Raw genomic sequence first — 14,017 nt, 5'->3', positions numbered from 1 at the left:
GTACTAAAGTCTTTAAAGTCTATAATTCATCAATTCTTACACCAGACATTCCTCGGCTTGATATTTCCTCCTTTTTTATTGATTAACCACACGTAAACAATTGATCCTGTAAATTGTTATGAACCTTCATTGTCCTGATAATTACTTCTGCTGATGCAAAGGCAGATTCTTTAGGATGAAAGTTTTTCGCATTTTCACTCATTTGTTGAAGTAATTCTGCATTGCTCAATATTTTGGATATGTGATCAATTAAATCCCGTTCCTTCATAGCTTGAATCGCTACCCCTGATTGAACCAGAAATTTGGCGTTATCCTGCTCTTGACCTGGAATCGGTTTATATAAAAGCATTGGTAATTCCATGGCTATCGCCTCAAACGTTGAGACTCCTCCTGGCTTCGTGACCATGAGATTTGAAACAGCCATTAACTCGTGAACGTTATTGATATAACCAGTGAGATGGATGTGATGTTTCGAATTTTGAAGCTTATCCTTTAATTTCATTTGAAGCTTCTCGTTACGTCCACACACAATGATAAATTGAACAGTCTGCGGTAATTTTTCAAACTCCTTAATAGTGGAACTACCATCGCCAATTAATCCGCAACCGCCTCCCATTATTAATACGGTAAGCAAATTTGGATCTAAATTGTGTTTCTTAAAAATTGTTTCTTTTTGAAGCGATTGTAAAAAAAGCTGACGAATAGGAATACCTGTAACAGAGATTCTCTCTTCTCCTACTCCTAAATTAATCAGAGAGTCACGGACAACTCCAGAGCCAACGATATATTTATTTGTATACGGATAAATCCAGCAGCTATGATCGGTATGGTCCGTAATGACTGTAATGGCAGGAATATCTGTTAATCCTAAAGACTTTAATTTTGACAGAACAGCTGCTGCTAAAGGAAACGTACTGACAACAACTGTCGGATGGACTTCCTCAATCAACTTTAACATTCGTCCCATACCTGTAGAGAATATCTTCTTCATCATTTTAGAGATCGTGTTCATTCTCCGTGTTTTTTGGTATACATAACCATACACTTTAGGAAATTTTTTAATTCCTTGGAAGTAAAGAGAACGGCTTACATGTTTGGAATACGGATGTGTGTATTCCATAAAATCAATAATCACTGGTTCTAATGTTGGAAATCTAAGTTGTATGGCTTCATATATAGCTTGGGCAACTTGAACATGACCATCACCATAATTTCCTGTAAGTATAAGGATTTTTTCTTTATTTATAGACATTATTCTCCCCCACTTATTTAGATGCTCTTACTTTTTTTATGTGTCTTGTGTCCCTGCTTTTACCAGCCTGTTATTCAAATCATATTGGTATACTGAGTATGATTTCTCCGCAGCTTGCTTCAATGTCGGTTTTGATAAAGTTATCCAAGTATACACGACCTCTACTATCTTAAATAAACACTCAACCAATAAAATTGCTGCCATATCATCCACAATAGCATGTTCATTCTTAAGAATTTCTTAAGAGTAAAAATAGAACTTCAGAAAAACGTTGATTATAAAAGAAAAATAATAAGACTAACGATTTCATTGACTTTTCTTTGATAATAGAAAAAGCCGCCAATTATGACAGCTTTATTTCATACATTGAATCCTAGTCTTATTCCTCCCTCTTTCATGAAAGGGGCTTTTAAGATTTCTATTTATTTACACCATTTATAATACTGAGCGATTTGGTAAGTGCAGATTTGGATTTGCTCACATCAGGGCTTGATGAACGAACAGCTGCTAACACAACGTCAATCGTACCATCAATTTTTGTCCATGTGGTGCCATCGATTTTCCTAAGTTTAGGCTCTGATGTATCCCATTGATGTTCCAGATCATCCGCACTTTTCTTCGCCAAAATAAAGTTGTTGGAGTTAACATCTTTTAGCATACTATTCTCAATGGTCGTGAAATCTGTTAATTGACCAACTAATGTTGTTGAAGATGCAGTATTTGCGGCTGATTTATTAGCTGTGTTTAGCACACTGAGTGAATTATTTAATGCCGCTTGACACTTGCTGGCATCAGGATTGGCCGAACGAGCAGCTGCTAACACAATGTCAATTGTGCCATCGATTTTCGTCCATGTGGTGCCATCGATTTTTCTAAGCTTCGCTTCGGATGTGTCCCATTGATGTTCCAAATCGTCAGCACTTTTTTTAGCTGAAGTGTAGTTTTTGGAGTTTACATCTGTTAACATGTCATTTTCGATTTTAATAAAGCCAGATAATTCTCCACCTAATGTAGCTTGTGAAGAAACATTTTTAGATACTATATTATTACTCCTCCACACATAACCCCCAATACCAACAACTAAGAAAACACACAGTGCCACTATGGTTTGGGTTATTACATTTTTCTTATTTCCATTTGTTTGGTCAGTTTGTGCTGTTTTACTCTTTGCATTTATATCAATTTTTGAAACCGCAAGAAAAACAATTATCGCTAAAATAGCTAGTAGGAAAATGACACTAGTCAAGGTTGTACCCAAACCAATCCCACCGTTAACCTTTGGTTGAGAAAGGAAATCTCCTAAAGATGCTCCAAGCGGGCGAGTCAAAATATAGGCAATCCAAAATGCTAGTACCCCATCAAGTTTTAATTTCCATGCAAAGAATATACAAGCTATGATAATAATGACTGTAATTCCTGTGTTAAGATACCCAAGACCAAGTTGTTCGGAATATAAATCTCCTACCGCAGTACCCAGTGCAAATGTGAAAAGAATGGTGAGCCAATAGAAAACTTCTCTTTTTCTTGTGAAAATCGAGTGAATCGACAGTGTTTTTTCACTAAGGTACCAAAACAAAAAAGTTAATCCTAGCAGCACGGAGAAAACAGCTGTACTAAGTTCAAGAGGTACACCCATACCATCTGTTAAATTATCAGTTACCAAAGTTCCAAAAACGCTTATAAGTACAACCGTTGTCCAATAGATGCCTGGAACGTATTTCGTGGCTCTAATTTGAAAAAATAATAGAATAAAAAATGCTACTCCCATAATGATGGTAGTGTTAGTTAATCCAAATCCAAGGTTGAAATTCAAAAAATCGGCAAATGTTTCACCCACTGTGGTGCATAAAATTTTGATGATCCAGAAAAAAATAGTCACTTCTGGTACCTTGTTAAGTAATATTTTCAATTTATTTTGATCTGCTTGTTGCATTCATAACTTCCTTTCTGTTTTACTCAATAAAATCAACAAATTTAACTATAATATAATATTTATCTTTATTTATTAAGAATTAATTAAATGTATCTTAAGTGTCTATTAAGTTCTAAATTTTGATATTAATAGGCTTATCGTACATTTTAGTTATAAATTTTCAGTAATTAAGCAAATGAAAATATTGGTACTTACCCTAAAAAGGAACTATAATGTTGCCCCCCAATGTAAAACCCTGAATTGGGGTTTTTTCTATTTAAGTTAATAAATTAAGAAAAACTTAATAAATTACTAAGTTGCAAAATGCATTTATTATGGCAAACTGTTATATAGTATTGTCAAAGATTTTTACAAAAAAGTATATAAGGGTGAGTTTAAAGTGAGTATCTTACATCAATTGGGAGACATAGCAATAAACTGGATCAATTCCATTGGATATTGGGGGATCCTTTTAGGAATGGTTTTGGAAAGTGCCTGTATCCCCATTCCCAGTGAAGTGATTATGCCTTTTGGTGGCTATTTAGTTTCAACAGGCCATTTAAATATTATTGGAGTTATTGTAATTGGAACTCTTGGTAATATCATCGGATCTTTAATTGCATATGTGGTTGGGCTTTGGGGTGGAAAAAGATTCATCGACCGCTTTGGAAAATATGTATTCCTATCAAAAAAACATTTAGAATCTGCTGAAAAATGGTTTGATAAACGTGGTGAAATCACGGTTTTTGTTTCACGTATTTTACCAGCTATTCGTACTTTTATTTCTTTACCTGCCGGAATTGCACGAATGTCTCTCAGTAAATTTTTAATCTACACTGCCATTGGTAGTGTAATTTGGTCTTCAATCCTAACTTACGTAGGATATGTACTAGGCAACAATTGGGATCATATACAAAACTTCTTACACCCTATCGCATACGTTGTTGCAGCTATTGTGTTCTTTATATTAGTATTTTTAGCTGTAAAAGTACTTAAAAGCAGGAAGAAATCAGCGTAGTATTATTAAAGCTTGGAAGCAATACATTTTCCGTCTTAAGAAATTCTTAAGATTTTTCTTAGTGAACAATAAGATTTATTTTGCTATACTTATTTTTGTCATTTTTATGGCAAGAGCCTTGATTAAATAGATGATAGACATCAAAAGTTCAAATAGAAGTGAGGGGTCGAAATGAATTACGAAATATTTCAAGCAATTAATCATAATGCAGGCCATCAGCCTTTTTTAGACGGATTAATGGTTTTCTTTACCCAATTTGCATTTCCGTTTTTTGCACTGGTTTTGCTTTTAATGTGGTTTTTGGGCAAAGAAAAAGAAAAATATACAGTTGTAAATGCAGTCATAACTGCTGTGATAGGTTTGGTTATTAATTTTATTTTAGGTCATATCTTTTATGAGAATCGTCCATTTGTGACCCACCATGTGAATCTTCTGGTTCAGCACGTAAAGGATTCTTCGTTTCCTAGTGATCATGCAACGGGGACATTTTCAATTGCTTTAGCGATATTATGGCGAAAGCATCGTAAGATTGGAATTGGTATGCTTTTGTTTGCGCTATGTACAGGGATTTCCCGTGTATATGTAGGAAACCATTATCCATTTGATGTACTAGCAAGTATCATCGTATCACTGGTAGTAAGTGGACTTGTTTTTGCAATGCAATCAGTTTTTGCACCAATTGGTCGTGTTGTTATCACCATCTACAATCGAATTCCATTGGTACCCAAAAACGAACAAGGTATTTCAAAATAAAAGGAATTCAAATACAAAAACACCTTTTGGTAGTTAGTTCAGTTTTGGAGTACAAATATTAAAAGAAGCAGGAACCCTTATTGGGTTCCTGCTTCTTCTTCGTCTCTTTTCATTCTCCCAGCTCTTGAATTAACTTTTTGAATATAAAATAAGCCGGTTAGGAGAGTAATCATCCCGCATAATTCCATATTGATGGAATAAGTCCTCTTTATTACTATCTGCATCTCGGAGACCAAATAGTTCATAATGTGAGATAGTAAGTTCCGAACGCAATTTATAAATCGTTTGAATAATGACTTCAAGAATTTTTGATTGGTCCTCATAGGATCTCTGTCTATTAGTAATAGGATTCTTTCCAGTTGGCCATCCATTTTCTGTAACTCGTATAGGAACTGATGAAGGGATCCCAGCAGTGCGAAGATGTATTTCTCTTAGATTCCGAAGCGTACGTTCAACTGAGGTCGGTATGTCCTTTAAATCTATTGGCTGTTCATCGAATACATCCACATAAAAATTATGTCCAACAAAATCAACGGAATCTAAAAATAATTCCCCACCTGCCTTAGCAAGGTTTTCCCAAAAATGAGGAACCGCCGCCTGACTTTCAGGAACCGAACCGAACCCAATCTTTAATGGTAGATTGAGCTTCTTGGCTTCTTGTTTTGCTGTAATAACTCCTTCCACAAGGGCTTGCATGATATACGGTTTTGAACCTTCCATAAAGGATAGATTAGGTTCGTTTGTTATTTGCAGAGAGGTCAAACGAGAGCCGTGTATAGTAATAACATTTCGAATAAATTCAAGCCAATTAAAAATATCTATTTCTGTTTCCTGTTCGTCCGTCCAATCACCAACCCCCAAGGTCACATCTTCTAATAAACCAGCATCAAGATACTGCTCTGCACGTGCTAACATTTTTTCTTCCCATTTCTTTGAATAAATGAGATAGTTTCTTGAAAATAGCTTTTTTGAATCACCTTTAAGATCACGTATTGCTATTTGAATCTTTTCATAATTATCCTCTGGGCCTTGAGCCAGCCCAAAAGGTGTTCCTGCCACACTTAATGGATAAATTCCAAAGGTTAATCCAGATAGTTCTCTTTGGCTCATATTATCCCTCCATCTTTTTTAATAGAACGTTTACTTTATGAAGAGAAAAGGCTATATCCAGTTTCTCTTCATCCGTTAATTTCGATAAGTTACTTGTGAATTTTTGATAGATCTCAGTCCATTTTTTTTGTTGGATTTCTTTACCTTTTGGTGTGATCAAAACTTGCACTGCACGTTTGTCTTTAGTATCAGGCACTTTAACCAAGTACCCACCCAATTGCAAATCACTAATAACATTTGTTAGCTGTTGCTTTGTAATACCCAACCCTTTGCTGATTTCCTTGATATTCAATGCTCTTTGTTGCATATATAAAAACTCTATTACGTGATTCTGAATATGAGTTAATTCGGAAGCATCTTTGTTTAACTCCTTAAAGCTAATAAATAAATTTGGTATTAACGCAATGTACTCTTTAGCAATTTCCTCATTTATCATTACTACATCCCCTTTGATAACAGTAATAATATTATTACTATATTCAAAACAAATCAATATAAATTCAACATTATAATAAATATTTATTTACTATGTACATTTTATACTAACAGTGAGGTTTCTACTCCCAGTTCATTAATAAACAAAAAAGAAACCGTTCATACTAAGTAGTTTGAACGGTTTCTCACTTGGTAGCTTTTACTTTTAATAAAAGCCTCTTCACTTTATTCAATTAAAATCACAAAGAGTTAGTTGCCTTTCTTCGAACCATGCTCAGTTAAATTTCATTCAAAAATGATTGAACAAATGGTATAGCGGCGCCTATAGGTACTACTCCATTTACCGGTGAACGGCTGATATAAATAAATGGATCATTGCTAGGAAATGCCGTTTTTTCATTGACCTTTTCATGAAGAGTTTTAATATCTTCTTCCGTTAAGTAGGGAGATAGATGGCCACCAAGAATAAATTCTCTGTTCAGGACAAGATGGATGTTGTTGATCGAAATGGCTAAATGGTCTAAAAAGGAATTCCACCTCTTCACATAAGAAGAGATACCGGAACGTAACTGTTGGAAGAAGAAATCTAGGGATTCATCTTCCTCTAGAAGCGCATTCAAAGAGCTATATGTCTCCATGCATCCTTTCTTCCCGCAGTAACAAGTAGGACCATCAGTATTAATCGTCATATGTTCGACCGTTCCACCATGACCTTCTTTTCCCATATAAATTTGATTATTTATGATAATCGCACCCCCAAGGTGCGGACCAATCGATAGATAGACCGCATCGCCAATATCATTTCTTACCCACAACTCTGTTGTTGCCGCACACTTGGCATCATGTAAAAACATACATCTATAAGGAAGATACTGTGAAAACATTTCAATATCTAACCCTGTAGAGATCAATATTTTTCCGTAAGTGATTTTTTTTCCGTCATTGGATGTTAATCCTTGTACGGCAAAGCCAATACCTAGAACCTGCTCTTGTGTCACATCAAGAGATGTTATAAAAGACTTGACAACCTCACTTAACGCTTTGAAATAACGCTCTTCATATGCATAATTCATCATTAGTCTCTCTTGCTGAAAGGCCTGACCAAGCAAATCTATGGCTAGAATTTGGACAGTCTTTTTCTGAATCTCTACCCCAATGCTGATACGAGCCCGAGGGCAGATAGAATAAGCAGCTGCTCTCCTGCCAACGGAAGATTCAAACTGTCCACTCTTCTCTATCAGCTTTTCTTTTTCCAAGCGAACTAGATTCTGAGTTACAGTTGGTAAACTCAATTGAAGTTGATTGGCAATCTCTTGTTTAGAAAGCTTCTCATTTTTATAAATGAGATGGTAGATCGATGAGTAGTTGCCTTTTTTTATATCTTTAAATGTGATGCTATTTTCCATGAAAATACCTCATTTTATAAAATAGTTTTATAAAATCATTTAATTTAATCTTTTTTTAATATATCACAAAAACTGATACAAACACAGTTGTTCCGAAGGTATCTGTCAATTTCGAATTTATCTTATTGACTATCAAAGAAAAACGTTTTATTATGTAAATATATTTTATAAAATCGTTTTACAAAATATATTTACAAAAAGGATGGTAAATATGGGCATTATTGAAAAAATGAGACTAGACGGAAAGAAAATTTTTGTAACAGGTGGGGCAAGGGGAATTGGTAAAAGTGTTGCAACCGCTTTCGCTGAAGCTGGAGCGGACGTAGCGATTGTTGACTTGGATATCGAGGAAGCCACAAAGACTTCAAAAGAGCTTGAAGAAAATAATGGGATTAAGTCAATTGCGATTAAAGCAGATGTTACCAACCCAGAAGATGTTGATACCATGATTGAAAAGGTACTCGAGGTTTTTGGACGTTTAGATGTTGCGTTCTGTAATGCTGGAATCTGCCTGAATGTTTCGGCAGAGGAAATGACCTTTGAACAGTGGAAAAAAGTCATTGATATTAATCTTACAGGTGTATTTCTAACGGCCCAAGCAGCTGGAAAAGTCATGTTAAAACAAGGTGGCGGTTCGATTATTAATACTGCTTCGATGTCAGGACATATTGTGAATGTGCCGCAGCCGCAGTGTTCGTACAATGCCTCCAAAGCAGGAGTCATCCAGTTAACCAAATCGCTGGCAGTAGAATGGGCATCAAGAAGTGTTCGGGTAAATTGTATCAGTCCAGGATATATTGGAACAGAACTTACCTTAAATTCTCCAAGCTTACAGCCATTGATCAAACAGTGGAATGAAATGGCACCGCTTCACCGAATGGGTAGACCAGAAGAACTTCAGTCCATTTGCGTTTATTTAGCAGGAGATACTAGCAGCTTTACTACAGGATCTGACTTTGTCATCGATGGTGCTTTCACTTGTATTTAATAGACTAATAGATTAATAAAATTCTTTAGGAGGAAGCTTCTATGAATTACTTACTCGGTACAGATATCGGAACATCCGGAACCAAAACGGTCCTAATGGATACAGAAGGCAATCTGATTGCTCAAGATCTTCAAGAATACGATGTGTTAACACCAAAGCCATTATGGGCAGAGCAGTGGCCAGATGTATGGCTTGATGCAACGAAAACATCGATTAAAAACACGGTACAAAAGTCAGAAATTCCTATCGAAAAAATCCGTGGAATCGCCATTAGCGGGCTATATGGGGGTTCGGGAATTCCATTGGACGAAAAAATGGAACCTGTTAGGCCTTGCATGATTTGGATGGACCGAAGAGCAGAAGCCGAAACACAATGGGTCTTAAATCATATTGGAAAAGAAAAACTTCAGGAAATTACCCATAATGGTGCCGACCCTTATTACGGTTATACCAAAATGTTATGGATGAAAAATCACGAACCGGAAAATTGGCAGAGGACCAAGCTCTTTCTCCCGCCGAATGATTATGTGATTTATAAACTGACCGGAGAAATTGCGATTGATTATTCTTCTGCAGGAAATATCGGCGGAGTTTTCGATATGAATAGACGAACCTGGTCTAAAGAAATGATGGATGCAATGGGAATTCCTCTGTCCTTGATGCCAGATAAAATTGTGGAATCAACGGATATTGTTGGAGGATTGACAAAAGAAGTCTCGTTGGAGCTGGGCCTTTCGGAAGGAATGCCTGTAATCGCCAGTGGTATTGACTGCGGTGCTGCCAATATCGGCCTTGGTGTATTTGAATCTGGTATTTATGCGGCGGCTATTGGAACTTCGATGTGCGCAGCCTTAATTTCCGATAAACCAGTGAAAGGCAAGGATCTAATTGTTTGGCCTTATTTATATGATGCAAAAAAACTTTCCTATTATTTTGCCGGCGGAGCGACAGCTGGAGCGATTGTGAAATGGTTCCGTCAAACAATGTGTCAATTTGAATTGGAAGCAGAAAAAGCGGGCGGGAAAAATGCTTATGATGTTTTAAATGAACTGGCTGCGGACATTCCAGTTGGAAGCGAGGGGTTGGTTGTCCTTCCTTACTTTATGGGAGAAAGAAGTCCGATTTGGGATTCTGACGCAAAAGGAACCATCGTGGGGCTTTCTTTGGCACACACAAAAGCGCATATTTATCGTGCCTTTCTGGAAGCGGTAGCATTTTCTTTAAGAGATGCGATGGAAACAACTGGAGAAAGATTCGGAGAATATATCCTGCTTGCTGGCGGGGTCACCAAGTCAAAATTGTGGAGACAAATCTTTGCCGATGTCACAGGCTATCCAGTGGTCTGTCCAATTCATGATGTCGAAGCGAATATGGGGGATGTAATGCTTGCAGGAATAGGAACCGGTCTTCTATCTTATGAAGACGTGAAGAAGTGGCAGGTGTTAGATCAAAAGATTTTGCCAAATCAACAGAATCATGAAAAATATAATGACTATTACAAAGTTTATAAATCGATCTATCAAAATTTAAAGTCTGATATGAAAGCGTTGACAAGACTCGCTACAATATAATTTGGGCTTTTGCTTTAAACAAATATTCCAATATTAAAAGGAGGATACGTGATGCAGATGGATAAATGGAAAAAAAGAATTGGATACGGGGCTGGTGATTTCGCCTGCAACCTCGTATTTAGTACAATGGCATCATACCTGCTGTTTTTTTATACGGATGTCTTTGGAATCACCGCAACCGTTGCCGGTACTTTAATGTTAGTAACCAAAGTCATAGATGCTTTTGCCGATACAGGTATGGGATTATTGGTTGATAGAACTCATACTAGATGGGGGCAAGGAAGGCCCTATATTCTGATTGGAGCAATTCCATTTGCTGTCTTTACAATCATGACCTTTATTGTTCCCGATTTCAGTATGTCAGGTAAAATTCTATGGGCTTATATCACTTATTGCTTATTGAATATTGCTTATTCGGTGGTAAATATACCATTAAATACACTTGTACCAAGGTTAACCTCTGATAACCATGAACGAAACTGGTTAGTATCGACCAGAATGATTTGTGCATTAATTGGAACCGCTTTAGTCATGTCGGTTACGACACCGCTAGTTAACTTCTTTGGTCACGGAGATAACCATAAAGGTTATTTAATTACGATGACATTATACGGCATCGCAGCTGTGTTTGTATTTGTGTTTACCTTTATGAATACAAAAGAGGTGGTTCCACCGTCCGTTCAAACCGGGAAATCCTCTTTTAAACAGGATTTTAAAGGATTGACTGGCCAGGCACTAATTTTCTTTGTCTTGAATTTTCTCTATTTTGCTCTTTTTGTAATTAGAAATTCAACTGTAATCTACTATTTCACTTATAATCTGGGACATACGGATTGGCTCACGTTTGTAGGTCTATTTGGAATTCTATCTGGTCTGCCAATGCTGCTAATTTTACCTTGGCTTCAAAAGAAAATGCCGAAGAAAAATGTATTGCTTTTAAGCACGGTCATTTATATTGTTGGAGATTTAGTAATATATTTCGGAAAGACATCACCAGTTGTACTGATTTCAGGTTTGGCGATTACCGGGCTTGGCATTTATGGCATCTTCGGGACAACCTTTGCGATTCAGCCAGATATTATTGATTATTCAGAGTACAAAAATAATCGAAGTATCGCAGGGATGGTTGCAGCTTTTCAAGGCTTTTCTGTAAAAGTCAGCTTGGGCCTTGGGAGTGCACTTGTAGGAGCTCTTCTGAAAATGGGGGGGTATATTCCGAATGTTAAACAAACTGCAACCGCTTTAAATTATATTGAAATAAGTTTTATCTGGGTACCACTAGTCCTCTGTGTACTGATCGGAATCACCATAATTCCCTACAAACTCGATGGTAAACGGGCAGAAATGGATGTAGAACTCGAGCGCCGTCGTTCAGGTGCAACGTCAATCGAAAGTGTTGGGTAAGCGTGTGACGGTTCTTTTACATAAAGTCTTGATTTGAGATGAATGTTATAAACTGCCCCCGACTAATATGGTAAAGTGTGAAGGAAAGTGAAGAGCAAAGTCTCTCTGCTTCTTCATTTTTTAGTAGAACTGTTTTTATGATTTCAAGAAATAACCTTTTCGATACACAGTATTTTTGTATCTACAAAAAACGACCCTTGCGGTTAATCTGTTCAGTTTTGTTTTCTACGTCATGCATTAATCAAAAGAGCCCTCTGCCATCAGAGAGCTCTTTTAAACACGTCAACATTTCTATCATTTTAATACGAGTAGTGAATAGCACTCCACATGTGTTGAGTGGTGATCGCAGAAATATTTTGATGTAGTAGCGTTTACCTTTAAATTTTTTTGTGATGTCCGAGTCTTCCCCTGAATAATAAATAAAATACTCTTTTAGAGAAATAAACAGTAACAAGGAAACTTCTTCAACCCCTGTAGAAGCCTCCTTTTGTTATTATTTTACAGTTGGGTTTTATCGATTTTTACCCATTCACCCTTTTGAGCTGATTTAAGGATGCCATCTGCGATTACCTCAATACGATAGCCGTCACCGAAGTTTGGTGAAGCTTGTGTATCTTCAACAATGGCTTTAAAGAAATCATAGGTTTCAATAATTTTTGTTTCACCGTAGCCAATACCTAGTGCAGGAATAGGCCATAATCCTTCACCATATGGCGTGGCCGGTCCTGTATACACTGTCCTGAAGCCTTTTGCATCGCTTGGGTCATCTGCAAAACAAACTTGAAGCTCATCACGCCGCTCATAGTTAAAAAATAAAGAACCTTTTTCACCATGAATTTCAAAGGTTATGAAGTTGTTGCGTCCCCAAGCATTACGAGTTGCTTCAATACTTCCAATAGCTCCATTTTCAAACTTAACCATTGTCATAACTTCATCATCAACATCAACTGCACCTTTTGGTACATCTGCTCCACTGCTTCTAACTGTCCCTAGATTGTCGATACTGCCTGTTTGAAGGGGTCTTTCTGGAATCCATGTTTTTGTAACAGCATTTACATCTGTAATTTCACCCACCAGATAACGCGCTAAATCAACTACATGTGTTCCAATATCCCCTAATGTACCTGACCCGGCAATTTTCTTTTGGAAACGCCATGATAATGGTGAATTCGGATCAGCAGACCAGTCCTGGAGGTAGGTACCACGGAAATTAAGAATTTTACCAATTCGGCCTTCTTTGATATATTTTTTCGCAAGTGCAACGGCAGGTGTTCTTCTATAGTTGAAAGCTACCGCATGCTTAACACCTGCTGACTCTACTGCTTCCAGCATTTCCTTAGATTGCTCCGCCCCTAATGCCAGCGGCTTTTCACAGATTATATGCTTACCGGCTTTTGCTGCTGCAATAGCAATTTCAGCATGCGTATTATTTGGAGTTACAATATCAATAACATCAATTTCGGGATCATTGACGACTGCTCTCCAGTCGGTTGAATAATTTTCAAAACCTAATTTTGCTGCAGCTTCTTTTGCTAATGCTTCATTGACATCTACAATGGTATGGCGATGTGGAATCGCTGGTGCCGGCCAAAAGAACATTGGCATTGCTGCATATGCAAGTGCATGTGCTTTCCCCATAAAGCCTCCGCCGATCATTCCAACATTTAATTTTCTCATTTTATTTTCCACCTACTTGTTATTTTTCTTATATTGTTCAGAATCGTTACTTCTCAAAATTAACTTACCCTAAAACTTCTGCAGCCTCTCTTCATAAAACCATCATTCCAGATTCATTTTATTTCATTTTTTTAAGAGAGTTCTGATACATTCCAAAAATTTTCCATTTATCCTTTAGCAACTATTGTTTTACGGTTGCATTATATAATTCTGCCTTAATGGGGGCGATTAAAAATTTCGAAACTTCTTTCACAAAGCTTTTAAAGTGAGAAGTTCCTTCATGCTCCTGGATTGCTGATTCATCGTTCCACTTTTCTAAAAATAGAAAGTGATTAGCCCGTACTGGATCTTTATAGCAATGATAACTTATGTTTCCCTCTTCAGCTCGAGAAGGATATGTTACATGTTCAGCCAGCTCAAGAAATTCTTTACGGTACTGCGGATTTACCTTGAAGTATGCGTGTATAATAATCACTTTTATTTCCTTCCGA

At 36.9% G+C, this 14,017-nt stretch carries 12 protein-coding genes; 5 read left to right on the top strand and 7 right to left on the bottom strand.

Translation table 11 applies throughout. The features are described 5' to 3' along the window. Positions 1-82: 82 nt before the first annotated feature. Both RCG17_RS15705 and RCG17_RS15700 read right to left on the bottom strand, forming a co-directional pair. Positions 83-1,252, bottom strand: coding sequence for an MGDG synthase family glycosyltransferase (locus RCG17_RS15705; RefSeq protein WP_308171095.1), 1,170 nt, complete (start codon positions 1,250-1,252; stop codon positions 83-85). 418 nt (positions 1,253-1,670) lie between these two features. After that, positions 1,671-3,185 carry a hypothetical protein gene (locus RCG17_RS15700; RefSeq protein ID WP_308171094.1) on the bottom strand — a complete coding sequence of 505 codons (1,515 nt, stop codon included), beginning with the start codon at positions 3,183-3,185 and terminating at the stop codon, positions 1,671-1,673. 379 nt (positions 3,186-3,564) lie between these two features. On the opposite strand from RCG17_RS15700, the gene RCG17_RS15695 reads away from it, so the two are divergent. Then, positions 3,565-4,182, top strand: coding sequence for a DedA family protein (locus tag RCG17_RS15695; protein WP_308171093.1), 618 nt, complete (start codon positions 3,565-3,567; stop codon positions 4,180-4,182). 171 nt (positions 4,183-4,353) lie between these two features. Continuing rightward, positions 4,354-4,935 (top strand): undecaprenyl-diphosphatase, encoded by a 582-nt coding sequence (locus tag RCG17_RS15690; RefSeq protein WP_308171092.1) that lies wholly within the window; start codon positions 4,354-4,356, stop codon positions 4,933-4,935. Between the two features lie 129 nt (positions 4,936-5,064). On the opposite strand, the gene RCG17_RS15685 is transcribed toward RCG17_RS15690, so the two are convergent. From RCG17_RS15685 to RCG17_RS15675, 3 genes are all read right to left on the bottom strand, one after another. Next, positions 5,065-6,045, bottom strand: a complete 981-nt coding sequence (locus RCG17_RS15685) for a hypothetical protein (RefSeq protein WP_308171091.1) — start codon at positions 6,043-6,045, stop codon at positions 5,065-5,067. Position 6,046: 1 nt separating this feature from the next. Then, positions 6,047-6,481, bottom strand: coding sequence for a MarR family winged helix-turn-helix transcriptional regulator (locus tag RCG17_RS15680; protein WP_308171090.1), 435 nt, complete (start codon positions 6,479-6,481; stop codon positions 6,047-6,049). A 277-nt stretch (positions 6,482-6,758) separates the two neighbouring features. After that, positions 6,759-7,886, bottom strand: coding sequence for an ROK family transcriptional regulator (locus RCG17_RS15675; RefSeq protein ID WP_308171089.1), 1,128 nt, complete (start codon positions 7,884-7,886; stop codon positions 6,759-6,761). Positions 7,887-8,097: 211 nt separating this feature from the next. On the opposite strand from RCG17_RS15675, the gene RCG17_RS15670 reads away from it, so the two are divergent. The 3 genes from RCG17_RS15670 to RCG17_RS15660 are packed head-to-tail and all read left to right on the top strand — an operon-like array spanning position 8,098 to position 11,849. Beyond that, a complete protein-coding gene (locus RCG17_RS15670; protein ID WP_308171088.1) occupies positions 8,098-8,874 on the top strand; it encodes an SDR family oxidoreductase in 777 nt (258 codons plus the stop codon). Between the two features lie 41 nt (positions 8,875-8,915). Then, positions 8,916-10,445: an FGGY-family carbohydrate kinase gene (locus RCG17_RS15665; RefSeq protein ID WP_308171087.1), complete on the top strand. Its 1,530-nt coding sequence runs from the start codon at positions 8,916-8,918 to the stop codon at positions 10,443-10,445. 51 nt (positions 10,446-10,496) lie between these two features. Beyond that, positions 10,497-11,849 carry an MFS transporter gene (locus RCG17_RS15660; RefSeq protein WP_308171086.1) on the top strand — a complete coding sequence of 451 codons (1,353 nt, stop codon included), beginning with the start codon at positions 10,497-10,499 and terminating at the stop codon, positions 11,847-11,849. 498 nt (positions 11,850-12,347) lie between these two features. On the opposite strand, the gene RCG17_RS15655 is transcribed toward RCG17_RS15660, so the two are convergent. After that, positions 12,348-13,526 (bottom strand): levoglucosan dehydrogenase, encoded by a 1,179-nt coding sequence (locus tag RCG17_RS15655; protein ID WP_308171085.1) that lies wholly within the window; start codon positions 13,524-13,526, stop codon positions 12,348-12,350. Between the two features lie 181 nt (positions 13,527-13,707). Next, the gene (locus tag RCG17_RS15650; RefSeq protein ID WP_308171084.1) at positions 13,708-14,001 is read right to left on the bottom strand and encodes a putative quinol monooxygenase; all 294 of its coding nucleotides are present in this window, start codon (positions 13,999-14,001) and stop codon (positions 13,708-13,710) included. Between the last annotated feature and the right edge of the window lie 16 nt (positions 14,002-14,017).

The sequence above is a fragment of the Neobacillus sp. PS3-12 genome, assembly GCF_030915385.1.
Lineage (GTDB): Bacteria > Bacillota > Bacilli > Bacillales > Cytobacillaceae > JAEVLT01.
Note: the sequence above shows the minus strand (reverse complement) of the source record. Positions and strands in the feature narration are given on the sequence as shown.

Coding starts and splice junctions, on each gene's coding strand:
- RCG17_RS15705 (WP_308171095.1), bottom strand. CDS start 1,252: ATGTCTATAAATAAAGAAAAAATCCTTATACTTACAGGAAATTATGGT.
- RCG17_RS15700 (WP_308171094.1), bottom strand. CDS start 3,185: ATGCAACAAGCAGATCAAAATAAATTGAAAATATTACTTAACAAGGTA.
- RCG17_RS15690 (WP_308171092.1), top strand. CDS start 4,354: ATGAATTACGAAATATTTCAAGCAATTAATCATAATGCAGGCCATCAG.
- RCG17_RS15685 (WP_308171091.1), bottom strand. CDS start 6,045: ATGAGCCAAAGAGAACTATCTGGATTAACCTTTGGAATTTATCCATTA.
- RCG17_RS15680 (WP_308171090.1), bottom strand. CDS start 6,481: ATGATAAATGAGGAAATTGCTAAAGAGTACATTGCGTTAATACCAAAT.
- RCG17_RS15675 (WP_308171089.1), bottom strand. CDS start 7,886: ATGGAAAATAGCATCACATTTAAAGATATAAAAAAAGGCAACTACTCA.
- RCG17_RS15670 (WP_308171088.1), top strand. CDS start 8,098: ATGGGCATTATTGAAAAAATGAGACTAGACGGAAAGAAAATTTTTGTA.
- RCG17_RS15665 (WP_308171087.1), top strand. CDS start 8,916: ATGAATTACTTACTCGGTACAGATATCGGAACATCCGGAACCAAAACG.
- RCG17_RS15660 (WP_308171086.1), top strand. CDS start 10,497: ATGCAGATGGATAAATGGAAAAAAAGAATTGGATACGGGGCTGGTGAT.
- RCG17_RS15655 (WP_308171085.1), bottom strand. CDS start 13,526: ATGAGAAAATTAAATGTTGGAATGATCGGCGGAGGCTTTATGGGGAAA.